Origin of the sequence: Alteromonas sp. IB21 (assembly GCF_016405965.1) — a bacterium.
In the GTDB taxonomy this organism is placed as follows: domain Bacteria; phylum Pseudomonadota; class Gammaproteobacteria; order Enterobacterales; family Alteromonadaceae; genus Alteromonas.
Map to the genome: position 1 here is coordinate 111945 of NZ_JAEFCD010000001.1, position 25368 is coordinate 137312.

The 25368-nt window shown below is 44.5% G+C and carries 19 protein-coding genes; 18 read left to right on the top strand and 1 reads right to left on the bottom strand.

Annotation, left to right across the window (positions count from 1 at the left end; translation table 11 throughout):
- The 16 genes from JC525_RS00460 to JC525_RS00535 all read left to right on the top strand — a co-directional run bounded on the left by JC525_RS00460 (position 1) and on the right by JC525_RS00535 (position 20430).
- Complete coding sequence (locus tag JC525_RS00460) at positions 1–975, top strand: DUF58 domain-containing protein (RefSeq protein WP_198813013.1); 975 nt, start codon at positions 1–3, stop codon at positions 973–975.
- Positions 975–1628, top strand: coding sequence for a DUF4381 domain-containing protein (locus JC525_RS00465; RefSeq protein ID WP_198813016.1), 654 nt, complete (start codon positions 975–977; stop codon positions 1626–1628). Before JC525_RS00460 ends, JC525_RS00465 begins: the two co-directional genes overlap by 1 nt.
- On the top strand, positions 1621–2670 hold the full coding sequence (locus JC525_RS00470) for a vWA domain-containing protein (protein ID WP_198813019.1): 1050 nt from the start codon (positions 1621–1623) through the stop codon (positions 2668–2670). The genes JC525_RS00465 and JC525_RS00470 overlap by 8 nt, the downstream gene beginning before the upstream one ends.
- On the top strand, positions 2670–4688 hold the full coding sequence (locus JC525_RS00475) for a VWA domain-containing protein (RefSeq protein WP_198813023.1): 2019 nt from the start codon (positions 2670–2672) through the stop codon (positions 4686–4688). The genes JC525_RS00470 and JC525_RS00475 overlap by 1 nt, the downstream gene beginning before the upstream one ends.
- Positions 4689–6515 carry a BatD family protein gene (locus JC525_RS00480; RefSeq protein WP_198813026.1) on the top strand — a complete coding sequence of 609 codons (1827 nt, stop codon included), beginning with the start codon at positions 4689–4691 and terminating at the stop codon, positions 6513–6515. It abuts the gene before it with no gap.
- Positions 6516–6721: 206 nt separating this feature from the next.
- Positions 6722–8575 carry a DUF885 domain-containing protein gene (locus JC525_RS00485; protein ID WP_198813029.1) on the top strand — a complete coding sequence of 618 codons (1854 nt, stop codon included), beginning with the start codon at positions 6722–6724 and terminating at the stop codon, positions 8573–8575.
- 116 nt (positions 8576–8691) lie between these two features.
- Positions 8692–9249 (top strand): sigma-70 family RNA polymerase sigma factor, encoded by a 558-nt coding sequence (locus tag JC525_RS00490; protein ID WP_198813032.1) that lies wholly within the window; start codon positions 8692–8694, stop codon positions 9247–9249.
- The gene (locus JC525_RS00495) at positions 9242–9946 is read left to right on the top strand and encodes a DUF3379 family protein (RefSeq protein WP_198813034.1); all 705 of its coding nucleotides are present in this window, start codon (positions 9242–9244) and stop codon (positions 9944–9946) included. The genes JC525_RS00490 and JC525_RS00495 overlap by 8 nt, the downstream gene beginning before the upstream one ends.
- A 300-nt stretch (positions 9947–10246) precedes the next feature.
- Positions 10247–12106, top strand: coding sequence for a diguanylate cyclase (locus JC525_RS00500; RefSeq protein ID WP_233094798.1), 1860 nt, complete (start codon positions 10247–10249; stop codon positions 12104–12106).
- Between the two features lie 116 nt (positions 12107–12222).
- Positions 12223–13728 (top strand): sodium/proline symporter PutP, encoded by a 1506-nt coding sequence (putP, locus tag JC525_RS00505; protein ID WP_198813045.1) that lies wholly within the window; start codon positions 12223–12225, stop codon positions 13726–13728.
- A 266-nt stretch (positions 13729–13994) separates the two neighbouring features.
- A complete protein-coding gene (cysD, locus tag JC525_RS00510) occupies positions 13995–14909 on the top strand; it encodes a sulfate adenylyltransferase subunit CysD (protein ID WP_198813060.1) in 915 nt (304 codons plus the stop codon).
- Complete coding sequence (gene cysC / locus JC525_RS00515) at positions 14909–15505, top strand: adenylyl-sulfate kinase (RefSeq protein ID WP_198813063.1); 597 nt, start codon at positions 14909–14911, stop codon at positions 15503–15505. The genes cysD and cysC overlap by 1 nt, the downstream gene beginning before the upstream one ends.
- Entirely contained in the window at positions 15505–16296 is a 792-nt protein-coding gene (gene cysQ / locus JC525_RS00520) for a 3'(2'),5'-bisphosphate nucleotidase CysQ (RefSeq protein ID WP_198813066.1), read from the top strand. The genes cysC and cysQ overlap by 1 nt, the downstream gene beginning before the upstream one ends.
- A 1-nt stretch (position 16297) precedes the next feature.
- Positions 16298–17713, top strand: coding sequence for a sulfate adenylyltransferase subunit CysN (gene cysN / locus JC525_RS00525; protein WP_198813069.1), 1416 nt, complete (start codon positions 16298–16300; stop codon positions 17711–17713).
- 16 nt (positions 17714–17729) lie between these two features.
- On the top strand, positions 17730–19454 hold the full coding sequence (locus JC525_RS00530; protein WP_198813086.1) for an SLC13 family permease: 1725 nt from the start codon (positions 17730–17732) through the stop codon (positions 19452–19454).
- Between the two features lie 271 nt (positions 19455–19725).
- Positions 19726–20430: a YIP1 family protein gene (locus JC525_RS00535; protein WP_198813088.1), complete on the top strand. Its 705-nt coding sequence runs from the start codon at positions 19726–19728 to the stop codon at positions 20428–20430.
- A 203-nt stretch (positions 20431–20633) separates the two neighbouring features.
- Here the strand turns inward: JC525_RS00535 and JC525_RS00540 are convergent, their stop codons facing one another.
- Positions 20634–21551 (bottom strand): DUF3025 domain-containing protein, encoded by a 918-nt coding sequence (locus JC525_RS00540; protein WP_198813103.1) that lies wholly within the window; start codon positions 21549–21551, stop codon positions 20634–20636.
- Between the two features lie 70 nt (positions 21552–21621).
- Here JC525_RS00540 and JC525_RS00545 point away from each other — a divergent pair, with 70 nt between their 5' ends.
- Positions 21622–23289 carry a M28 family metallopeptidase gene (locus tag JC525_RS00545; protein ID WP_198813106.1) on the top strand — a complete coding sequence of 556 codons (1668 nt, stop codon included), beginning with the start codon at positions 21622–21624 and terminating at the stop codon, positions 23287–23289.
- Between the two features lie 387 nt (positions 23290–23676).
- Positions 23677–25347, top strand: a complete 1671-nt coding sequence (asnB, locus tag JC525_RS00550; RefSeq protein ID WP_198813108.1) for an asparagine synthase B — start codon at positions 23677–23679, stop codon at positions 25345–25347.
- Positions 25348–25368: the final 21 nt, after the last annotated feature.

A 25368-nucleotide genomic window follows, 5' to 3' on the forward strand; every position in this document is an offset into this window, starting at 1 on the left:
ATGGAGAATGTGAAGTCGCAGCTAACTAAGCTGCAAAGCAACGGCGTCACCCTGTCAACAGCTGAGCTTCTTCGCTATCAGCAGCTATCTAAACTCTTTAGTTTAGCGCCCAAACGTATGCCTCAAGCCAAGCTTGCAGGAAGCTACCTTACTAAACACAAGGGGCGCGGAATGGAGTTTGACGAGGCGCGACATTACCAACCTGGCGATGATATTCGCGCCATTGATTGGCGCGTGACCGCGCGCACAGGGAAGACACACACTAAGATGTATCGCGAAGAGCGAGAACGCCCCGTGTTTCTGTTTTGCGATTACTTGCCCTCAATGGCCTTCGGAACGCAATTGTTAACGAAAGCAGTCCAAGCCGCTCATGTGTCTTCTTTAATTAGTTGGTCTGCTGCCGCTCGCGGAGATAAAGTTGGTGCGTTAGTTTTTAATCAGCAGCAGCATAAAGAAATCAAACCTCTCACGCGTAAAAAGGCCGTACTGCACGTATGCCATGAACTCATGTCCCTTCATGAGCAAAGTACGCAACATATGCCAGATAAAGCTCGTGATGAAAAAGCCTTTGCCGATGCTTGCGCTCGCGCTAGACGCTTAGCCAGACCTGGAAGCCTAGTTTACTTAGTGTCTGACTTTCAGCATCTTGGCACTCAAGCTATTCAGCATTTAAGCCATCTTACAAGACATTGTGAAGTTAGAGCCATAGTGGTCAACGACCCCATAGAGCACGCCTTACCAAACACATCGTCACTTCAAACGGTAAGTGTTTCAGACGGGAAAAATCAGCAGCGCTGGGTTTTAGGCGACAGTAAAGAGCAAGATCAATACAAACAATGGCGTGACGAACATAACCGTACAATTTATGAAATGCTAAGAAAAAATAATATCGCTCGTTTCAGTGTCTCAGCCGGGCTTCCCTTAGATGATCAGCTTCAAAGTATGCAACAAGAAAAACGATTGGAGCTGAATTGATGCAAAACAGCAATATTCCGTTAAACGTTACAAAAACTATGCAGTTACCTAATCAGCAACCTTTACAAACGCAGCAGCAGGACCCACTCGCTCAGCTTCGAGATATCCACGTTCCTAACGACGTCAGTGCTTGGCCGCTAGATTGGGGGTGGTGGTTACTTACTGCTTTAGTTGTCATTACAATTTTCGGCCTTTACAAAACGCTTTCAGCTTACCTGCGCCATAACAAGCCGCGAAAGCAAGCTTTAGCACTTCTTGAGTCCGTTTCAGCACAACAGAATAATTGGCCCGTAGCGCTTAATTCCATATTGAAGCGCGCAGCAATGAGCTACTACCCTACTCAACAAGTAGCTGGTTTATATGGTAAACAGTGGCAAGCGTTTCTAACCTCAGCGCTGAGGAAACGTGATAAAAAACTTGAGAGCGATTTAGCATTGTTGGTTAGCAATATTTATCACGCCAACCCAAATTCCAATGATTTTGATACATGTAAAAACGCGGTAAAAGGTTGGCTGTCTAAAGCTCGCTTTCCCAAGAACAAATTAACATTTGACGTGCCTGGCAATGAAGAATTCGAAGGCAGTAATACGCAAGCAGCCTTAAACGGCGCATCAGCAAACGACAATCAAGCAAAGGAGGCTCATCATGCTTAATTTTGCTTGGTGGTGGGTATTTTTTGCGATCCCCTTGCCTATTATTGTGCGCCTGCTTTCTAAAAAAGCGCAAGACATGCCGATGGCTGCGCTGCGGGTTCCCAGTTTGCGGCCTGGCGAAGTGTCAGAGCAAACTCAATTAAGGCAAACCAAGATACCGCTTGTGGTAAGTAGTTTAATATGGCTACTGCTTGTGACTGCCGCAGCCCGCCCTCAATGGTTGGGCGAGCCCGTGAGCATTCCCAACGAAGGAAGGGAAATGATGCTAGCCGTCGACTTATCAGGCAGTATGAAAATTGATGACATGCAGCTTCAAGGCAGACAAGTAAATCGACTAACCATGACAAAATCTGTGGTTTACGATTTCATTCAGCGTCGCGTGGGCGATAGACTTGGTCTTATTTTATTTGCTGATACCGCATACGTTCAAGCGCCACTAACTTACGACAGAGACACAGTATCTACACTTCTTAGTGAAGCTGTTATTGGTCTAGTGGGCGAGCAAACCGCAATAGGCGATGCTATAGGTTTAGCGGTGAAACGTTTTGATGAACGTGAAGAATCAAACAACGTACTGATCCTTCTTACCGACGGACAGAACACAGCAGGTAACATCACGCCAGAACAAGCCAAAGAACTCGCTATTAGCAAAGGCGTTAAGGTATACACCATAGGTGTAGGCGCCGACAAAATGCTAATTCAGAGTTTCTTCGGCAGTCGCCAAATAAACCCTTCGCAAGAGCTTGATGAGGGAATGTTGACCGACATCGCAACTTCAACGGGTGGGCAATATTTCAGGGCAAGAAATGCGCAAGAGCTACAGTCCATATACCAACAGCTTGACGCACTTGAGCCAATTGAAGGTGAAACCCGCAAAATGCGCCCATTAAGCGCACTTTTTTACTATCCTCTTGCGGCAGCAATACTCCTATCTGCACTATGGGCATTTTTAACCCTGGCAATTTCGTCATATCGCTGGATAAAACGAAAGCAAAATCCGTTTTCCGCGCATGGTCCAGAATTAACTAAGGAGACGAAATAATGAAACTCGACTTCTTAAACCAATTTCATTTTTTGCGCCCCGAATGGTTTATCGCGTTGATTCCTCTAATGTTGCTGGTGATATTAATAAGAAAAACCACGGCTAAGCAATCGGGATGGCAATCGGTGATCCCCTCTCACTTGTATCAATACATGGTGATTGGAAAAAACGAATTAGGCGCAAAACCGCCTATGTGGATGCTGGCCTTTGTATGGGTTATAAGTGTTATTGCGCTAGCTGGTCCAACGTGGGAACGATTACCTCAACCGGTTTATCAGCTAAAAATGGGACATGTCATTGTTATTGATATGTCGCTATCTATGCGCGCTACCGATATGACGCCTGATAGGCTGACCCGAGCTAAGTATAAGGCGATAGACTTGGTCAACGCTATTGGTGAAGGCGAAATGGGTCTTGTCGCTTATGCGGGAGATGCATTTGTTATAAGCCCATTAACCGAAGACGCTGGCAATATCACAACGCTACTTCCCAGTCTTTCACCCGAGATCATGCCAGTGCCAGGCAGCGATCCGCTGTTAGGTATAGAGAGTGCAGCCGAGCTTCTAACCAATGCGGGATATAACTCAGGCATGATCTATTGGATTACTGACGGTATAGAGTTAGAACAACAGCAAGAACTTCAAGAGTATGTGGCATCTATTCCTTTCACTGTAAATGCGCTTACGGTTGGCACGTCTGAAGGCGCTCCCATTCGCCAACAAAGCGGCGAGCTTCTAAAGGATTTTACAGGCAGCATCGTTATACCTAAGTTAAATGAAGGCGCAGTGAAAGGTGTTGTAAAAACGAGCGGCGGACGTTTCGAATCCTTCACATCAAACGACGCCGATATCGAGGCGCTCGCGGCGGTATCGCTACTCGATAAAAGTGATAGTGAAGAGGACGAAGAAGAGAGCAATTTACAGGGAGATCAGTGGAAAGAAGTCGGCCCTTACCTGTTACTTTTACTCCTTCCGTTCGCAGCTTTTGCATTTAAACGAGGCCTAGTATTCATTGTATTAGTTGGCATACTGAGTCCGTCTTTCGTTCAAAACGCTCATGCCTTGCAAAGTTCTCAAGACTCACAAAACGCAGCTGCACAGACATCGTCTGCACCAGCGTCGGCAAGCGGACCCAATCCGCTTTCATGGTGGCAAAAGCCGTTTATGAATGACAATCAGGAAGCATTGAACAGTTACCAAAGAGGTAAGTATAAAGACGCTGTTAACCAGTTTAATGACGAAACGTGGAAGGCCTCATCACTCTATAAATCTGGTGATTATGAAGGTGCGTTAAATGCCTACCAAAACATCCCTGGACCCAACAGCGCCTATAACCAGGGTAATGCACTAGCAAAGCTCGGTAAGCTTGAAGAGGCGGTTAAAAAATATGACCAAGCTTTGCGCGAAGATCCGGATTTTGAAGATGCGAGAACCAACAAAAAGATTATTGAAGATTTGCTGAAACAGCAACAACAACAGCAGAATCAAAATGATCAGCAGCAAGACCAAGATCAGAACGAGTCTGATAATAATAGCGAGCAAGATGACTCTCAAAATAGTGACCAAAACAATCAGGATAGTTCAAATGACCAGAACGGTCAGCAAAACCCTGGTGAGGACCAACAGTCAGATAAAAATCAAGATCAGCGCGCTAACAGTGAACAGCAAAATAGCGGTGATGACTCGCAGCAACCTGATGATTCAAAGATAAATGACGAGGACGAACCATCGGATTCACAGCAACAAAATGCAGAGCAGGACCAGTCTGATCAGAATGAAAATGCGCAGCAAAATAGTAAGCAAGCAAAAGAGAGCGAGCAACAGGCAGAGCGTGAAGCACAAGCCGCGCAAGGTCAAGCTGAAGAACTCACTGATGCAGAAAAAGAAGAACTACAGCGAATGGAAAGTTTAATGCGTCGCGTACCTGACGACCCCGCATTTTTGCTTAAACGAAAAATGCAATTAGAAGCCCAAAAACGTCAGCGTCAACGTATGCCTTCAAATCGGAGTGATTGGTAGATGAAAGCTTTATTACGATCTACATATTTTATTTTTATACTAACCACCTTGTTTAGCGCAGTGGCAAGTACAAACGCATGGGCGGATGTGAACGCAGTAGAAGCCACCATTGATAGAAACCCTGTAATGATAGACGAAGCGATACGCTTAACTATCACTGCAGATGGAAGTGCAGACAGAGATGCATTTGATAGTTCCCCTCTGTTAAAAGACTTTGTGGTTGGCAGAACGTCTGTAAGCAGCCAAACGTCTATCGTTAATTTTGACACTAAACGCACCACTGTCTGGACCACCACGCTTTTCCCTCGCAAGGAAGGTACGTTTACCATTCCTTCACTCACAATAGAGGGTAAGTCTACCAAGCCCATTCAGGTGAAAGTTATTCCGGTTCAAGAACAAAGCAATGTGGCCCGTGATTATTTCGTCACCACAGACATAGATATAAAAGAAGCCTATTTAAACCAACAGCTTCTTTACACCGTCAAACTTTTTCTCTCAAGTAATATTGAACGGGGCAGCCTTCAAGCACCCGAAATGCAAAATGCCGAAATTAAACAACTAGGTGAAGATAAGCAGTACACCGACATTGTTAATGGACGACGTTATCAGATCATTGAACGTCAATTCGCTGTAGTCCCTCAGGCATCTGGTGAATTCACCCTAAGAGGCCCTGTCTTTACTGGAGAAGTGATGGCGGCTAACACTAATCAGCGGTTTGGCTTTTTTAACAGAACGCAACAAATTAATCGGGTTGGGCCTGATATCACTGTGAACATTAAACCCATTCCTCAGGGAATTGATTATCCATGGCTGCCCTCTGAAATGGTAAGAGTGGATGAAGAGTGGCCGCAGGGAGATTCCTTTGTTGCAGGAGAGCCAGTAACCCGAATCGTTACACTGACTGCGCTAGGTGTGGTAGAGGAACAGCTTCCGGATATTCCCGAGTTTTATCCGCCAAACTTTAAATTATATCCAGACCAGTCGAATACGACGACTGTGGAAAAGGACCAAAGCCTTATCTCCCAGCGCCAAACGTCGTTGGCTATTATCCCTACTCAAGCGGGTAACTTTGTTTTACCTGAAATTACTGTTCCTTGGTTCAATACGCTTACTCAGCAAACCGAGTATGCCACCATTCCTGCTCGCTCAATTACGGTAGCGCCAGCAAGTGGCGCAAATAAGGGCAGTGCGACGAACGCGAACACCCCATTACCTAGCAGTACAACAGTACAGGACATCCCAAGCGATGTACCCTCAACTGCAGCGCAACCTTCCACTAACCCTGACGATGAGACTAACGCATCAAAAAATGCTTCAGATGACACCAATACTAATAAGATTTCGCCCTTATATTGGATTGTTACTGGAGTATTCATGGTGCTGTTCGTTATTGCGCTTTCGGGGTGGCTATACACCTATAGAAAGCTTAAACAATCGTGGATGTTTGGGCAAAACAGCAGTGTTAAAAATGTTATACAGGGCTCGCATGCTTCAACTAGTTTTGATGAAAAAGCCCAATATCAAAATCTTATGTCAGTGATAAAGGCAAAGGATATACGTTCATTATCCCCCTCACTTAGGCAGTGGATAAATGCGTTAACAGCAGGTAATGTGAAACATTCACAGTTTGAAAGTATTAACCGTATAGTTAATGAGTTGTACGCACTGCGTTTTTCAGCCAATAAATCTGATGCGAGCGTCCAAACCAAACAAATAACGAAGGTTTTGGAAGAACTTTCACATGAAGTTAAGCGTACTCGCAACGAATGGAAGCGAAAAGACGTGAGGGACAGTCACACGCTATCTAACCTATATCCTGCTTCATAAAACGCATTTCATTTGCTAATGGATTGGAATTTGCGTAATCAAAGCCCTTGCACTTTGCCATATCGTACTGGCAGGGGTTTTGTTGATACGATGTCTGTATTTGATAAACAGCTAGGGCCTCAGGCCTTATTGCCCTCAAAAGGTTTATTAACCGTAAAAGCCCTAGCCTATAAAAATAACCAATTAAACGCGACGGGGAACTAAAAATGAAAAAAACACTTTTGAAGCTAACGCCAATAGCGTTAGCTATTACGACGCTTGCGGCATGCTCTCCAGCAACGGAAACAGCCAATAACGCACCAGAGCCAATAAAAACTGAGAAGCCAGCTGGACAGTCTGAGTCAGAGCGTCTCAATGCGTTCTTTGAGCGCACCTTTGAAGAAGACCTCAAACGCTCTCCCCTGTTCCAAAGTTACCTTGGCAAAAAATGGGACTACGATAAATGGGATGATATCAGCGATGAAGAGGCCGATACTCGCGTTGCTATTGCCAAGAACCGACTTGAGAAACTAAATAGCTTCGACACAAGCAAATTGAGTGAGCAAGAAAAATTGAGCTTGCGTCTATACAAACTGGGTATAGAGCGTGATTTAGCTAACGACGAATTCAGACATCACCGCTATATTGTGCACCAATTCCGCGCTGCACATACTCAAGTGCCAAGCTTCCTTATCAATATTCACAGCGTAAAGAGTAAAGAAGACGCCCAAGCATATATAGGTCGTCTGGATAATGTTCGCACGTACTTCGATCAAGTTATTGAACAAATGAAAGTACGCGAAAAAGCTGGCGTATTTCCTCCAGCGTGGGCTTACGACCAAATGATTGATGCGTCCAAGAATGTCATTACGGGGGCACCTTTTGATTCTAGTGAAACGCCTTCCACGTTATGGGAGGATTTTCAAAATAAAGTTAGCAAACTAGATATAACTGACGCTGAAAAAACCACTTTACTTGGTGAAGCCAAAGCCGCTTTGGTAACATCAGTCATGCCCTCGTACGAGAAGTTTATCGAAGAACTGGCACATCAGCGTGAAGTAACACCAGAAGGCGATGGTGTATGGCGTTTACCTAACGGTGATGCGTGGTATCAGAACCGCCTCAACTGGTTTACCACCACCGACCTGACTGCAGATCAAGTACATCAGATAGGCCTCGATAATGTAGAGCGCATACACAATGCAATGCGCGACATCATGAAACAAGTAAAATTTGAAGGTACTCTTCAAGAGTTTTTTGTTTTCATGCGTGAAGACGATCAATTCTACTTACCTTCTACAGACGAAGGCAGGCAGCAATACCTTGATATGGCGAAAACCGCTATAGATGACATGCGGGACGCTATTCCTGAGTACTTTGGCATTCTTCCAGAAGCGCCAATGATCGTTAAACGCGTTGAAGCCTTTCGCGAACAGTCTGCGGGCAAAGCGTTTTATCAAAGCCCAGCCCAAGACGGCAGCCGCCCTGGGATTTATTACGCCAACCTTTATGATATGAAAGCAATGCCAACTTATCAGTTAGAGGCGCTAGCGTATCATGAAGGCATTCCTGGCCATCACATGCAGCGTGCAATTGCACAAGAGTTAGAGGGTGTTCCTCAATTTCAGAAGTTTTTAAGTTTTACGGCCTACACGGAAGGTTGGGGTTTGTATACTGAAGAATTGGCGAAAGACATGGGATTCTATCAAGACCCCTACTCCGACTTTGGTCGTTTAGCCATGGAGCTTTGGCGCGCCTGCCGCTTAGTGGTAGATACGGGCATTCATGCGAAAAAATGGTCCCGTGAAAAAGCGGTAGATTATCTTATTGAAAACACACCAAACCCTGAATATGACGCGCAAAAAGCTATAGAACGCTATATTGCCATGCCGGGTCAAGCCACTGCTTACATGATTGGTAAACTTAAAATCATGGAGCTTCGAGAAATGGCGCAGAACGAACTTGGCGACAAGTTTGATTGGAAAGGTTTCCATGATGAAGTGTTAAAATATGGCCCTGTACCGCTTTCTATTTTAGAAGAAAACATAAATGCATGGATAGCTGCACAAAAAGGTGCCTAGCAATCTCGATTAAATACTTTGCTCTAAAGTAGTAAATAAAAACGCGTCTTTCGGCTAACGAAATGACGCGTTTTTTATGCCATAGTGAAAAAAGTTTGGTTATTTTGGATTTTTTTATGTTCGGCCGAAATAAATACGATAGCGGTCAGGTCTTATCGGGTATGAAAGCAAAACACCAACGATATGAAGCGCTAGTAAAAGCCTTTCACGCAGATATCTATCGCTATGCTTTTTGGCTTATTAAAGACCAGAGCATTGCTGAAGACGTAGTGCAAGAAACCTTCTTACGCGCTTGGCGCTCACTCGACGCCCTAAATGATGAAAAGGCGGCAAAGTCATGGTTAATTACCATTCTTCGCCGTGAAAACGCCCGTCGGTTCGAGCGCAAGCAATTCGACACGGTGGATATTGACGATTGCCACATACAAGATGATACGCAGCACGCAGACGGCGATTTAAAAGACAGAGAACTTCAGCGACTGATAGGTGGATTGAGCGTTGAATATCGCGAGCCCTTAATCCTTCAACTCATCTTTGGGTTCAGTGGTGAAGAGATTGCTAATCAATTAGGACTTAATAAAAACACGGTAATGACCCGTTTGTTTAGGGCGAGAAATCAGCTGAAAGAGGCATTAGAGAAACAAAATGAACAGAGAGGTCGTGTAAATGGATGAATTAGAATTTAGGCGTCGAATCTACGCCGATCCAGAAACGACTGACAGTGATGTTGTAGAAGCGGCAAAAGATGATGAAAGCAAACGCAGTTTCTGGAATGAACAAAAGCAGTTCGACAAACAGTTAAAGCAAGCTTTGAAAGTGGATGTCCCGGAGGACCTTGCCAGTAAACTCATTTGGCAACAGTCTGCAGATGAATTCACCCGTTATAAACGCAGAAGCCGCTGGTATCTGGCCATGGCCGCATCCGTTGCTTTTACCGTGGGCATTGGCCTTACCATGTGGTATCACCAGCCGCTTAGCATTGGGGGGCAAGCGCTTGCTCATATGCAGTATGCAGAAATGGAACATGCACATTCATTGCTTCCGGTTGACTTAAATATGGTTAATGCAAAGTTAGCAAGCTTCGGCGGTAGTTTTAGCGAAATGTTAGACGGTGTAGAAGTTGCAAACTATTGCCACTTGAGCACGGTTAGAAGCCTGCACCTCATTGTTGATACGCCACAAGGTAAAATGTCTATATTTGTGGTGCCGGAACGAGGTGACATTAGCATACCGAGTAGGTTCGGGGATAGCCAATATCACGGCGAGAGCATTAAGATGCAGCGCGCAAACGTTATGATTGTTGGTGACAAAAACGCGGATCTTAGCGAAATGAAAAAAGCCATTTCGGAAAGGATACAGTTTTCTGCATAACGCTTTTATAAGGCGTTCCTAAAAACTGTTTACCTTACTCCTTCCCTTCTTCGGCCTAATGTGGCCGATTTTTTTGCCCAAATTTAAGGTGAAACTCACGCTTATAAAACTTATAATTGCTACCTGATTAAAACACTCGTTTTAAATTACAACAATATTCCGCTTATCCGCAGTATAGAGGTAGCAATTACAATGAGCGCTTGGTATCGCTTTACAAGGCTAATAGTGTGTCTATTGTTGCCTCTGATAACTTGTTTTTCTTTACGCGCACAGAGCCCAGATATCAAAAACGCTTTAAGGTTGGAGAAACTTGACGGCTATAGTCACATTGCAGCCACAACCATCTACCATTGGAACACACCAAGTGACGTTAGCAATACTGACATTACTGTGATGATTGAGGAATCAGGCTTACAGAATGATATTCAAAGTGAAGGGGTGATATTTAGACATTTATTAGCCACTTCCACTGCAAATGATGTTGATTCCCCAAGAGTTCCGATTTTCGTTAAAGAGCCGTTATTAGATAAACACTGGCAAGAGCTAAAAGCCCTCATGCCTGAACTCTTCGCTGCTTCTAAGGCGTATTACATATATGCAAGGGCGGTTAACGACTTTGATGGTTCTTCTCTGCGTATTAATGAAACTGTGCCCGCACTGAGACGGTTGAAACTTGAAGCTTTGGAGACGGGTAGTAAAACAGCTACAGCAATAGCGAGTATATGGCTGGCTATGGAGCTCAACTTAGCGAATCCTATTCAGGCCATTAATGAACTTGAATATGCGTTGGCGCATCTTCCTCATTATTCACCAGACAAAAACTTACAAAATGCCCTATCAAGAACTATCGCGCATGATTGGCTTAGAGAAGCCTATCTCGAGCTCTTCGTTCCGAGCAGAGCCTACTACCACTCTCAGCAACTTATTGATGGAAAAAAACAGGCTGAAAGCACAATTGTCACAGCTTGGGCCTTCTTTTCGGCGATAGACGCATTACTTGTTCAAAACAGTTTTGACGATGCTTTAGCTCTAGTAGAGGACGCGATAGATTATGTATCTAAGGTAAATTCAGTCGACGAGAAGCTGTTGATATATGTTCAAAAGCTTCGTGCTATTATTTTTCAGAAAGGTGAAGGTTATGAAAGCTCAGCACAAAAAGTCATGGAGCAAATTAGACAACTCGATACCTCAAAAGTGAAGGAAAAAACCCAAGAACTCTCTGTCTACGCAGATGCACTTTACTCAGCGCTACTGAATGATGAAGCAAAGTTCAATGATTCACTGCAGCAATATAAAAAGATCGTTCTCGCGAAAACCTCCGATTCAGGTTTTAAAGACAAAATTAAGCTCAAAATGGAGCTCGAACTCTCAAGACTCTACGATGCTGCGGGCGATTACAAAAAAGCGTATGAGCACTCTCAGTCCTACAATAAATTACTCGTTGCAAAAAATACGGAGCAATTTAAATTTTCTTCGTCTTACTTCACAGATAACTTGGCAGAAGATATTGAATTAGCGCACTATCGGCAGAAAGAGTTAACTACACTACGAAATGAAAGAAACGGTCTTTCTACCGACAAAGAAGCCATGAAAACGACGATATTCGCGTTGATACTAACCATATTGCTCATCCTTGTCCTCTGGCTCTGGGTCGCCAAAAAACAGAGCGATTTACTCGCTGAACGGGACTCGCTTACCGGCGCCCTTACCCGTCGAGCTATGTTAAATAGCTTGAAGAAGTCACTTAAAGACAACAAGACCTCAAGTATTGCACTATTGGATGTTGATAACTTTAAGAAGATTAACGACAGATACGGTCACGCTGTCGGTGATGAAGTGCTTACGACAATAACCCAGATTATTAAAGATAGAATTCGCAAATCTGACAAACTTTGCAGGTACGGAGGCGAAGAGTTTTTAATCTATTTCTCCGACACGGATGAAAAGTCAGCCAAACGGATACTCGATGAACTAAATCTGGCTCTTTCACGCCAAAAACATTGGAACGGCACTGATGAAAAGTTTTGCGTTAGCTTCTCGTCTGGGCTGTTAGACGTGAAAGGAGAAACAAACTTAGACACAATTATCAAAGCCTGTGACGACCTGCTTTACAAGGCTAAACGCGACGGCCGTGCTCGCGTAGCCTCTTTTTCATTTTAAAATTCCCTCAAACTTTATTTACCTATAGCCGTATAGAAAACATGCAAGGTCGCTGAATGACGTAGAGACTCTGAGTCATAGGTGTTAGCATGAAAGAAAAAACATAGGGAATTTATATGGCTACAGGCACGATAATCTCGTTGGGTTTATATTTTGTAGTAATGTTGGGAATAGGCCTCTTCGCCTATCGGCAAACAGATACCAACGTCGAAGGCTATATGCTCGGCGGCCGTCAATTAGGCCCCGCTGTTACCGCACTCTCAGCAGGCGCATCTGACATGAGCGGATGGATGCTCATGGGTTTACCCGGCGCTATGTATGTATCAGGTTTGTCTGCCGGTTGGATTGCGGTTGGTCTGACATTAGGCGCATTAGCAAATTATATGTTAGTTGCACCACGTCTTCGCGTGTATACGGAAGTCGCCAACAACTCCATTACGCTTCCAGATTATTTTGAAAACAGATTCGCAGACAACTCTCGTCTACTTCGCGTTATCGCCTCTGTTGTCATCGTCGTTTTTTTCACCCTTTATACATCTTCGGGTGTTGTAGCTGGCGGGAAATTGTTTGAAACATCATTCGGATTAACCTATGAGACAGGGCTGTATGTCACCGCAGGCGTTGTTGTAGCCTACACATTAGTGGGTGGTTTTATGGCGGTAAGCATGACTGACTTCGTTCAAGGCTGTATCATGTTTGTCTCGCTTATTATGGTCCCCGCTGTGGTTATCAGTGAGCTAGGCGGAATAGGTGCTTCAATCGACGCATTAGATACCATCAACCCAGCACTATTCGATGCCTTTATGGATGCGTCTTCCAACGAAGCATTAACGTTCATTGGTATTGTTTCTCTCATGTCATGGGGTCTCGGTTATTTTGGACAGCCTCACATCATTGTTCGTTTCATGGCTATCCGTTCAGTCAAAGATATCCCGACAGCCAGAAACATTGGTATGAGCTGGATGATAGTGTCAATTATCGGCGCCTTAATGACAGGCCTGTTTGGTTTGGCTTATGTGACAGGAAACGGTAATGAAATTGATCCGGAGACCGTATTTATTTACCTGTCTCAAATTCTGTTCCATCCGCTTATCGGTGGTTTCCTACTTGCAGCAATTTTAGCGGCGATAATGAGTACCATTTCATCACAGCTATTGGTAACGTCAAGTTCATTAACCAGTGACTTCTATCAGGCATTTCTGCGTCGTGACGCTTCAGATGGCGAACTCGTTATCGCAGGCCGTGTCAGCGTTGTAATTGTGGCGCTCGTTGCTATCTATCTAGCCTACGATAGAAACAGTACTATTTTGACCCTAGTAAGTAATGCATGGGCTGGTTTTGGCGCCGCCTTTGGCCCACTTGTTTTATTCAGCTTATTTAAGCGTGAAATGACCCGTCGGGCGGCACTAGGTGGCATGATAGTCGGAGCGGTAACCGTGTTGCTGTGGATTTATCTTCCTGTTGAGGTTGGTGGTCAGAAGCTTGGCGACTGGATCTATGAAATTGTGCCTGGGTTTATTTTATCTAGCTTAACCATCATGATTTTAAGTAAATCAGGTGCACCTCGAGAAGGTGTAGTTGATACTTTTGATGCGTTTCAAACGAAATTAAACGAAAAGTAAACTAAAGATAAGCGAAAAATAGCCCAGCGAATATCGCAAATACAAAGCTCTGTTTAGATTTCTAAGCAGGGCTTTTTTCTAATTATAGCCCTTGAAAAAAGTGGCTTATGCTTCAATTGCATGAAATTTTTAATTAATGGAATAAGATAGCTATTTTAAATAGCAAAATCGCATACTACTTTTTAAATTAAATATGTTATCGTTCTATGCAGAAAAATAACCCGTATATAACTTTTTTGCATATAACATAAAATTCGGACTTCAAAATGACTGCTAGTATCCCGTCTGTAACGCACTTGAAACAACTCGAAGCCGAGAGTATTCAGATTTTCCGTGAAGTCGCTGCTGAGTTTGAAAACCCAGTAATGCTTTACTCTGTAGGAAAAGACTCTTCTGTTCTGCTTCACCTTGCACGTAAAGCCTTTGCACCAGGCAAGATTCCTTTCCCGCTACTTCACGTAGATACTACGTGGAAGTTTGGTGAAATGATAAAATTCCGTGACGAACAAGCTAAGAAATACGGTTTCGACCTGCTTGTTCACATCAACGAAGAAGGTGTTGAAGCTGGCGTTGGTCCATTTAGCCACGGATCAGCAAAACACACTGACATCATGAAAACCCAAGCACTCAAGCAAGCATTGAACAAATATAAGTTTGACGCTGCGTTTGGTGGTGCCCGTCGTGATGAAGAAAAATCTCGCGCGAAAGAGCGCGTTTATTCATTCCGCGACAGCAACCACCGCTGGGACCCTAAAAATCAGCGTCCAGAGCTTTGGAATATCTATAACTCGCAGGTAAACAAAGGTGAAAGCATCCGTGTTTTCCCAATGTCTAACTGGACAGAGCTAGATATCTGGCAATATATCTACCTAGAAAACATCGATATTCCGCAACTTTACCTTTCTAAGCCTCGCCCAGTTGTTGAGCGTGATGGCGTATTGATTATGGTTGATGATGACCGCATGCCGCTAGAAGAAGGTGAAGTACCAGAGATGCGCTCTGTGCGTTTCCGTACTCTTGGCTGTTACCCACTTACCGGAGCGGTAGAGTCTGAAGCGGCAACCTTACCAGAAGTTATTCAGGAAATGCTGCTTACCAAGACGTCTGAGCGTCAAGGCCGAGTTATCGACCATGACAGCGCGGGCTCTATGGAGAAGAAGAAAATGGAAGGGTACTTCTAATGGCCACAGACAACGTCGTTTGGCACAAACACGAAGTCAACAAAACCACCCGCTCTGAAAAGCTAGGTCAAACGCCTCGCGTATTTTGGCTTACAGGATTGAGTGGTTCTGGTAAATCTACTTTAGCCAACTTGCTAGAGAAAAAACTGCACGAGCAAAATAAGCATACGTACCTGCTAGATGGCGACAACGTACGTCACGGTCTATGTGGCGATCTAGGTTTTAGCGATAAAGATCGGGTTGAAAACATTCGCCGCATTAGCGAAGTCGCCAAGCTATTTGTCGATGCCGGCACTATTGTGCTTACCGCTTTCATCTCGCCTTTCAAAGCCGACCGCGATTACTGCCGCAGCTTGATGGAAAGTGGCGAGTTTGTAGAAGTGTTTGTGGATACACCTCTTGAAGTGTGCGAAAAGCGCGACCCTAAAGGCTTGTACAAAAAAGCACGTAGCGGTGAAATTAAGGACTTCACAGGTATTGATTCAGCGTATGAAGCACCTGAAGCACCTGAAGTACACTTAACCTATCAGGATGAACCGGCAGAGCAAACCGCTGAGCGTTTGTATGCTTTGCTTCAAGAAAAGGGATTGGTGTAATGACACAGCCTATTAATTCTCTTGCACAGAAAGTGCTGACTATCGCTAAAGAAGCGGGCGATAAGATAATGGCGATTTACGAGAAAGATTTTGCCATTTACGAAAAGCAGGATACCAGCCCATTAACCGAAGCTGACCTTGCCGCGCACAACGTTATTGTAAATGCCCTTGAAGCGGAATCTGATCTGCCAATCCTTTCTGAGGAATCAGCAGATATTTCGTGGGAAGAGCGCAAGACATGGTCGTCATACTGGCTGGTTGACCCGTTAGACGGCACGAAAGAATTTATTAAGAAAAACGGTGAGTTTACGGTAAATATTGCTCTTATCGAAAACGGTAAACCAACAATGGGCGTGGTTTATGCGCCGGCACTCAACAAAAGCTATGTAGGCATTGTGGGTGAAGGTGCATGGACTGAAGTAGATGGTGAATTCACCCCTATTTCTGCGCGTAAGCACGACGGTGCAGAAGTATGGAAAGTGGTAGGCAGCCGTTCTCACCAGAGCCCCGAAATTCAAAATTTATTGGCACAGCTTGATGGTGAAGCTGAGCTAGTGGCGATGGGCAGCTCACTGAAGCTTTGCTTAGTGGCTGAGGGCGAGGCACATCTTTACCCTCGTCTGGGCCCAACATCTGAATGGGATACGGGTGCTGCACATGCAGTTGCATTAGCGGCGGGTGCAAACGTAACCGTACTTGACCCTGAAAACCCATTAGATGACAACGCTGACGCTCTTACCTATAACCAAAAAGAGTCTGTGTTAAACCCCTTTTTCCTTGTGAGCGCATAATATGAACAATGAAAACGAATTATTAAGACAGGACATTCTGTCTTACCTTGAACAACACGAAAAGAAAGACATGCTACGTTTCCTTACTTGCGGTAGCGTAGATGATGGTAAAAGTACCCTTATTGGTCGCTTACTTCACGATTCAAAAATGATTTATGAAGACCAGCTTGCTGCAATCACTAAAGACAGCAAAAAAGTGGGGACAACAGGCGAAAAAGTTGACTTGGCACTGCTTGTAGACGGTCTTCAGTCTGAGCGTGAACAAGGTATCACCATTGATGTAGCGTACCGCTACTTCTCTACCGACAAGCGTAAGTTTATTATCGCTGACACGCCAGGGCACGAACAGTACACCCGTAACATGGTAACCGGCGCGTCTACTTGCGACTTGGCTATTATTCTTGTTGATGCTCGCGGCGGCGTTAAAGTACAAACGAAACGCCACTCGTTCCTGGTTTCTCTTCTAGGCATTAAGCACGTGATTGTTGCTATCAACAAAATGGACTTAATGGACTATTCAGAAGAAGTCTACAAACAAATTCAGGAAGACTATCTGAAATTTGCAGAGCAACTTGATATTCCTGATATTCAGTTTGTGCCTATTTCAGCATTAGAAGGTGACAACGTAGTTGGCAAAAGCGAACATACCCCTTGGTTTGACGGCACGCCGCTAATGGAAATGTTAGAAAATATTGAAATTGGTGAAGACGACAACCACGACGATTTCCGCTTCCCTGTACAGTACGTTAACCGCCCTAACCTGGATTTCCGTGGTTTTGCAGGGACAGTTGTCTCAGGTCAGGTTGCACCTGGAGACGAAGTGACTGCACTTCCTTCTGGTAAGAAATCTAAGGTGAAGCAAATCGTTACCTTTGAAGGCGACCAAGAGCGAGCGTATGTACCTCAGGCAGTGACACTAACGCTTGAAGATGAAATAGACATCTCTCGTGGCGACATGATTGTTAAATCAGACAACCTGCCTTTGCTTAACACACAGTTCAAAACCCACCTTGTGTGGATGTCTGAAGAGTCGTTAATGCCAAACAAGCAATACTTGTTTAAGTTCGCGACCAAAACTACGCCAGGCGTTGTCGCCCACATTGATAACCAAATTGATGTAAACACCCTTGCAGAAACGGATGCAATGCACCTAAATCTTAACGAGATTGGTGTGGTTGACGTTAAGTTCACACAGCCTGTGGCGTGTGACCCGTACAAGCGCAACCGCCCTACCGGTTCATTCATCGTTATCGACCGCTTAACGAATGGTACAGTAGGCGCTGGTATGATCATTGATGAAATTGCCGGTGACGCTCAGCATACATCGCCTAACTTCTCTGAGTTTGAGCTTGAATTCAATGCGCTAGTACGTAAGCACTTCCCGCATTGGAACTCTGTGGATATCAGTAAACTATAAGCAGGACTGGAGTAATATGGATGTGACCCAGTTCATCGTACTGGCAATTTTTGCCAGTACGATATGTGCGCTGATTTTTACCAGTCAGCGCCCTTCTACTGTATTTTCAGGTGCAGTATTAGCTTTACTGGTTACCCAGCAGTTATCTCTTGATGACATCTTGCTAAATTTAACCAACAAGGGCCTTATCACCCTTGTTTTGTTGCTTTTAGTAAGCAGTGCTATAGATAAAACCGCATTAATAAAACGCCTTGGTAGAAAACTAGTAAGTGCTAACTTTACGAAATCCTACTGGCGGCTCTTTTCACTCACCTTTATTTCCTCTGCACTGCTAAATAACACGGCAATTGTGGCAAGCCTTATTGGCCCTGTAAAACAGAACCAATATCACCCCGCTTCCCGATTACTCATACCGCTTTCATATGCGGCTATTTTAGGCGGTACAGTTACCCTAATCGGTACATCTACCAACTTAATCGTTGATAGCTTTCTACAAGAGCACGGGCACCCGGGCTTCAACTTTTTCGACTTTACCTTATATGGCACCGTGGCAGGTCTCAGCTGTGGCTTACTGATGTTTTTATTGCTGCCTTTACTGCCTCATATCGGTAACAAAAGTAATAATTATCACGAGTATATGGTCGAAGCTGAAGTTGAAGCTGGTTCAGAGCTTATTGGCAAAACCGTTGAGCGAAATCATTTACGTAACCTGCCAGAACTCTTTTTAGTAGAGGTGGTTCGCAATGGCAATCTAATATCTCCGGTCGGCCCAGAATTAGTGATTCTTGAAAACGACAAGCTTATTTTTTCGGGCAATGTTCAAAAGCTTGAAAACCTTAGCCACATTAAAGGCCTAAGCATGTTTGCAGAAACCGACGGTGTGCTGCGCGAAAGCTTAACCGAAGTGGTAGTGGCTAATCGCGCTCAGGTGATTGGCCAAACGATTAAAAAGCTTGGCTTTAGAGCGCTATTTGATGCCGCCGTTGTAGCCATACGCCGTGACGGTGAACAGCTTTCAGGTAAGCTCGGTGAAATAAAACTTCAAGCCGGTGATTTTTTATTACTCGCTACCGGCCCTGACTTTGCAACTCGACAGAATTTAAACAAAAACTTTTTCATTTTGTCAGAGCAAAAAATCGCTCGCCCGTTAACGAACAAGCAAGAATGGATTACCCTTGGCGGTTTTCTTACCACGATTTTACTGGCCGCTGCAGACGTCATTTCACTGGCTATTGGCTTGTTATTTTTAGCCGCCGTTCTGATCGGTGTTAAAGTAACGTCAAATGGTGAGATGAAGCGAAACTTGCCTTTAAATTTGATTGTCGTAATTGTGGGCGCTTTAAGCTTAGCCACCGCACTTGAAAATTCAGGCGTTATTAGTACGACAACGGAAGCACTCATGCCTGTGTTATCCGATACCGACTGGTTTATAGCGTTGATAGTGATTTACTTACTTACACTGGTTTTGACCGAGTTTGTTACCAACAATGCGGCCGCGGCGTTAATGTTCCCTTTTGCCTACGGCTTAGTTCAGATTATCGGTGCGCCATTAATGCCATTTGCCCTTGCGGTAGCCTTTGCAGCAAGCGCTAGTTTTATCTCGCCGTTTGGCTATCAAACCAACTTGCTTGTTTATAATGCGGCGAATTATAGATTTTCGCATTTTATAAAAATAGGTCTGCCTATTTCAGTCATGTATAGCGCTATCGTGCTTACACTTTTGAATGTGACTTATCTATAGCGTTGAGTAAGAATTTTGTCTAAAGGGAAGCCTCGCTTCCCTTCTTACTTCCAGTTAATTGAAATATTTCACACTTTTTTGAGTTAGCTATATTCATCTTCCCTTACAAATAAATTCGTTTTATCCGAACCTTGTGCTGTACAACGGTTTTAGCCACCAGTAATCTGTAGTTTCAAAATAACTCGCGTGTTAAAAAGCAATTACGAACAACCAACCGTCGCTTTAAACTGCGCCCGAATAAAATATTAAAACGAAGAAAAAGGAGCAAGGGATGCACAACGTATCGAACCCCTTCCAAGCGTGTAATGATATATTCTTCAAGCCAAATGGCGTGTTCAAGGCCGTAGGCGAAAACAATAACTGGAGTTGGATGCCATTTATATTAATCATGGTCATCACGCTGGTATCTCAATATTTATATGTAAACTTTGTAGACATTGAGTGGTTCGCACAGATGAATATTGCCGCACAGGGCGATATGAGCCCAGCAGAAGAAGAGCAAATGAAAGCCTTCTTTACCAGAGACGCGTTACTTTGGTCATCAATGATTGGCGCTTTTTTTATTCCAATTATTGTGAATGCTGTATACGCGGTCTACGTGAACTTGATGACACGCTCAGATGATAGCCATGTTTTCGGCTTTACGGACTGGTACGGTTTTGCGTGGTGGCTTTCAATGCCTTATGTACTAACGGGTTTGGTTGGCTTAGCACTGCTGCTATTGGCCGGAGATCACCAGGTTGCTCCTTCGATTTTGTCACCTACATCTGTTGGCTTTATCGCGAGCATTCCCATGGACTCACCTTGGTACGCGTTCGGACAAGCGCTAAGGCTAGAGCTATTTTGGGGCATTTATTTAGCCACCGTTGGTATCTCGCAATGGACGTCATTTCCTCTTAAGAAAGCTGCATTGATTGCAAGCGCCCCCTATGTCGTTATTTATGGTATTTGGTTACTAGCACTTGCTGTATTTTAATTCGTTTGCGCTCGCTTTGCGCTGTATTCAGATGAGCACTGGTACAGCGCGCATACGTATTTATTCATCATCTTCACAGTACCGCGCTTTCTAACTTCATTTTTTTATGTGCACGCTTTTAACGTACTGCAGTCGCACTTTACATTATCTTTCGCCGTTCACGCAGGAAAAATGCTAAGCAATAGGCGTAGCAAAATAAGAAACTAAGACCATAGTGGAAGCTGTTTTGACGCCTTGGCTCCCGTTCGGAGCGGCCTGAAATAATCTTTGTTTTGATAAAACGCCGCATCTTGTTGACTATGCCACAAAGGTACGCCTAGCAAGGGCAAAGGCTTTAGAAGCGGTGCCGATTGGAAATAATCTAGTGCTTCAACGCGCGCTACAATAGCATCGTCTAGGACCAAGCGCTGCTGCCACCTGCCGAGATTGCGAAACCCGTAAGGTACTGAAACCGCTAGCCATTTTCCCGTAAGCCCTATAAATGGGTTGAGCATCATTTCTAAATTCGCGTGTCCGAAAATAAATGGAGTGACTTCAGCATGCCATCGCCCTCGATGGGTTAAAAAGGTCTGCTCCCATTCATGGGCGGCAAGTTTCTGCAGAAAGGCCTCTAGCGAATCAACATTATGTTGTCGGCTATCATGCTCCCTTTCAAGACCGACACCATTTTGTGTCGCATGCTTTGGTTCTTCTATCGCAAGCACTACACCACATTCATCGAAGTGAGTAATGCGATTGCGGCGAGCCGTTCTTGGGCTCACACCGTGTTCGTTAATATCGCGAATATGCAGCTCATTTAACAGAGATTTGGTTTTTGGAAACTGCAGCCAAACGAGCGCATTAAACAAGTCGTGCCAGCTTCCCTCGCGAGTTGGTACTACCTTGTCTTCACTAATGATGGTTTCATAGTATCGCTTGTCGTCATCTGAAAACTGACTTTGGCCTTTAAACTGAGGGCCTTGCCATTGCTTGTGATATTGCGTCGTTAATTGGTTCAATAGTTCGGGCGTGGGAAAATAATTGTTCCCTAATAAACCAACTTCTTCTAGAAGAGCCGTAACCGGTTTGCTGGCATGGTTTATTAGGTAGTCTTTACAGAAGGGTATTGAGTCTGATTGCATATCAACTATTGGTTCGCTCTGGGGTTTTCTCTATACTGGAACCGTATTGTAGAGCAAACAGAGACTAACAATGAAAAAAATGTTTTTGCCATTACTTGTACCTACTCTTTTAGGCGTAAGTGCATGCACACCATCAAACGACAGCACACCACAGAATCAAACCGCCAAAAAGGAAATGCCCGCGGTCTCAAATTTTGACAGTGTTTACAACAGCATTTCAGATGCCGATATTCGCGAGCCCCTTAAAGTACTTTCTTCAGACGAATTCGAAGGTCGTTTACCTACCACTGAAGGCGAAAAGAAAACCATCGACTATCTTGTCAGTGAGTTTACTAAAGCAGGCCTCAAACCCGGCAACGGTGATAGCTTTTTACAAAAAGTCGCGCTAATGGAAATCACCGCCGATCCAGAGATGACAATGACGATCGGCGACAATAGCTTTGTTTATAAAGAGCAAATGGTTGCGTCATCTAAGCGCGAGCAAAGCTCAGTGTCGCTTAAAGATTCTGAGCTTGTTTTCGTTGGTTATGGCGTTAACGCACCTGAGTACGACTGGAACGACTACGAAGGGCTAGACGTCGAAGGCAAGACAGTGGTCATGCTCATTAACGACCCTGGTTTCGAAAACCCTGAAAGCGGCAAGTTCCAAGGCACCACCATGACTTACTATGGTCGCTGGAGCTACAAATATGAAGAAGCTAGTCGTCAGGGCGCAGCGGGCGCTATTATCGTTCACGAGACCGCACCGGCCTCTTATGGCTGGTCAGTAGTCGCAAATAGCTGGAGTGGTCCGCAATACGGTCTAGTAAGCGCTGACAAAGGAGCAAGCCGTGTAGCTGTTGAAGGTTGGCTGACGCTTGATGCCGCGAAAAAAGTGTTTGCTGATGCAGGCCTTGATTTTGATACTGAAAAAGCTAACGCCATGAAAGGTCCCTATAGTAAGGCTATGGATATCCAAGCTTCAGTAACGGTCAAAAATACGTTCAAAAAATCAGAGAGCAACAACGTGATTGCCACTCTACCTGGCGCTGATTTTCCTGATGAGCATATTATCTATACAGCGCACTGGGATCACTTGGGTAAAGATGAAACTAAAGAAGGCGATCAGATTTATAACGGTGCTCACGATAACGCAACGGGCACGGCAGCGATTCTAGCCATGGCAAAAGCCTATTCTGAGCTAACGCCGGCGCCAAAACGCTCCGTATCATTTTTGGTGGTAACCGCTGAAGAACAAGGGTTACTAGGCAGTAAATTCTATGCAAGCAACCCTGTTATTCCAATTGAGAACACTGTTGCTAACATTAATATGGACGCAATGAACGTTTTGGGTAAAACAAAGAACGTGGCTGTTGTGGGCATGGGTAAATCGGAAATGGAAGAGTACCTTGAAAAAGCTGCTGCAAAGCAAGGCCGCTCGTTAACTCAAGAAGACCGCCCTGAAGCGGGCTACTACTATCGTTCAGATCATTTCAGTTTTGCCAAGCAAGGCGTACCAGCACTTTACGCTGAAGGTGGTAATGAGCCAGCAGATGAAGAAACGGCGAAGTACAGAAAGCGTATGAATGTTATTGTCACTGGTTGCTATCACCAAGTATGCGATCAGTATCGCGACGACTGGGATTTAAGCGGCATTGTGCAAGATACTCAAATGTTATTCGATGTTGGTGTAAGTGTAGCCAATGCGGACGGGTGGCCAAAGTGGAACGAAGCAAGCGAATTTCAGCGCAAATATTAGTTTTATAACCCCTCTATATGCATTTGATTGAGCATAAGATAAGGAGCCTTCCGTAAGGCTCCTTTTCCTTTATGCGTTTTAATAAGCTACGTTCAACAACAATTTTATTAGCCATAAAAGCGCTAGCGTTCTTATTCAAACAATATAGAAATATCGCTTCTAACGCTGTGAGTAGGACGAAAATGTTAATAAAACGCTATTTTGAGATAAAAGAAATAAGAATTTCCATTTTCTCATCATAATGTACTTGCAATTTCCTGTCAGACTGGCACATTCAAGGCACGCGATAAAAGAATAAAAACAATCCTTCGCTCACTCGTACGCGAGTACCGACAGAAAAAACTTCAAATTATTTTTTTCAACAAGTGAACAGAGAGAATCCGTTATATGTGTGGTATTTTCGGTATCCTTGATATCAAAACCGATGTGTCTGAACTCAGAACCCAAGCCCTCGATTTATCTAAACTATTGCGCCACCGTGGCCCTGACTGGTCGGGTATCTGGAATAATGACAATACCATTCTTTGTCACGAAAGACTGGCGATTGTCGATGTAGACACTGGTGCGCAGCCTCTTATCAGCCAAAACGATAAGCAAATTCTTGCGGTTAATGGCGAGATTTATAACCACAAACAGCTAGCTGCTAACTTAGATGAGCCTTATCCGTTTAAAACGCGCTCTGACTGTGAAGTTATTCTTCCCCTTTTTCAACAAAAAGGTGTGGACTTTATTGATGACCTAGAGGGTATGTTTGCTTTCATCCTATATGATGAAGAGCAAGATGCTTACCTTATTGCCCGTGACCATATTGGTATTATTCCCCTTTACACTGGCTACGATGAACACGGTAACTTCTACGTTTCATCTGAAATGAAGGCGCTAGCTGGCGTGTGTAAGACAATCAGTGAATTCCCTCCAGGCCATTACCTATGGAGCAAAGAAGGGAAAATCACCAAGTATTACAAACGCGACTGGATGGAATACGACAACGTAAAAGACAACACGAGCGATCTAGAAGAACTACGCGTTGCGTTTGAGAAAGCAGTGAAGTCTCACATGATGTCTGATGTGCCTTACGCGGTGCTGTTATCAGGTGGCCTAGACTCGTCACTAGTGTCAGCCGTGGCTGCACAATATGTAGCAAAGCGCGTTGAAGACGAAGACAAAACTGATGCGTGGTGGCCGCGCCTGCACAGCTTTGCTGTAGGTCTTGAAGGTGCTCCCGATCTAAAAGCTGCGAGAAAAGTGGCGGATATGATTGGTACAGTTCACCATGAGATCCACTTCACTATTCAAGAAGGCTTAGATGCCATCCGTGATGTTATCTACCACTTGGAAACCTACGATACAACAACCATTCGTGCCGCCACCCCTATGTACCTAATGACTCGCAAAATCAAAGCGATGGGCATTAAAATGGTGCTATCTGGAGAAGGCTCTGACGAAATTTTTGGTGGTTACCTGTATTTCCACAAAGCGCCGAACGCTAAAGAGTTCCACGAAGAAACCGTACGTAAGCTTGACCGCCTGCATATGTTTGACTGTGCTCGCGCCAACAAAGCAACTTCAGCGTGGGGCGTTGAGGCGCGTGTTCCTTTCTTAGATAAGAACTTCATTGACGTCGCCATGCGTTTAAACCCACAAGATAAAATGTGTCTTGATGGCAAAATGGAGAAGTGGATCCTTCGCAAGGCGTTTGATAACGGCGAAACGTTGCCTGCAGAAGTATTGTGGCGCCAAAAAGAACAGTTTGGCGACGGTGTGGGTTATTCGTGGATTGACTCAATTCGCGACTTCGTAGAAAACGAAGTCACAGATCAACAGCTTGCTACCGCTGAGTTCCGCTTCCCAGTTAATACGCCTGACACTAAAGAAGGCTACTACTACCGCACAATTTTCGAGGGCTATTTCCCTCAAGAAAGTGCAGCGCGCTGCGTACCCGGTGGTAAGTCAATTGCATGTAGCACAGTAGAGGCACTAGAGTGGGACGAAAGCTTTAAAAACAATGCTGATCCATCAGGTCGCTCAATGAAAGGCGTTCACTCGGGTGAATCTTAATGGCGATTTAGCAATCAAAGA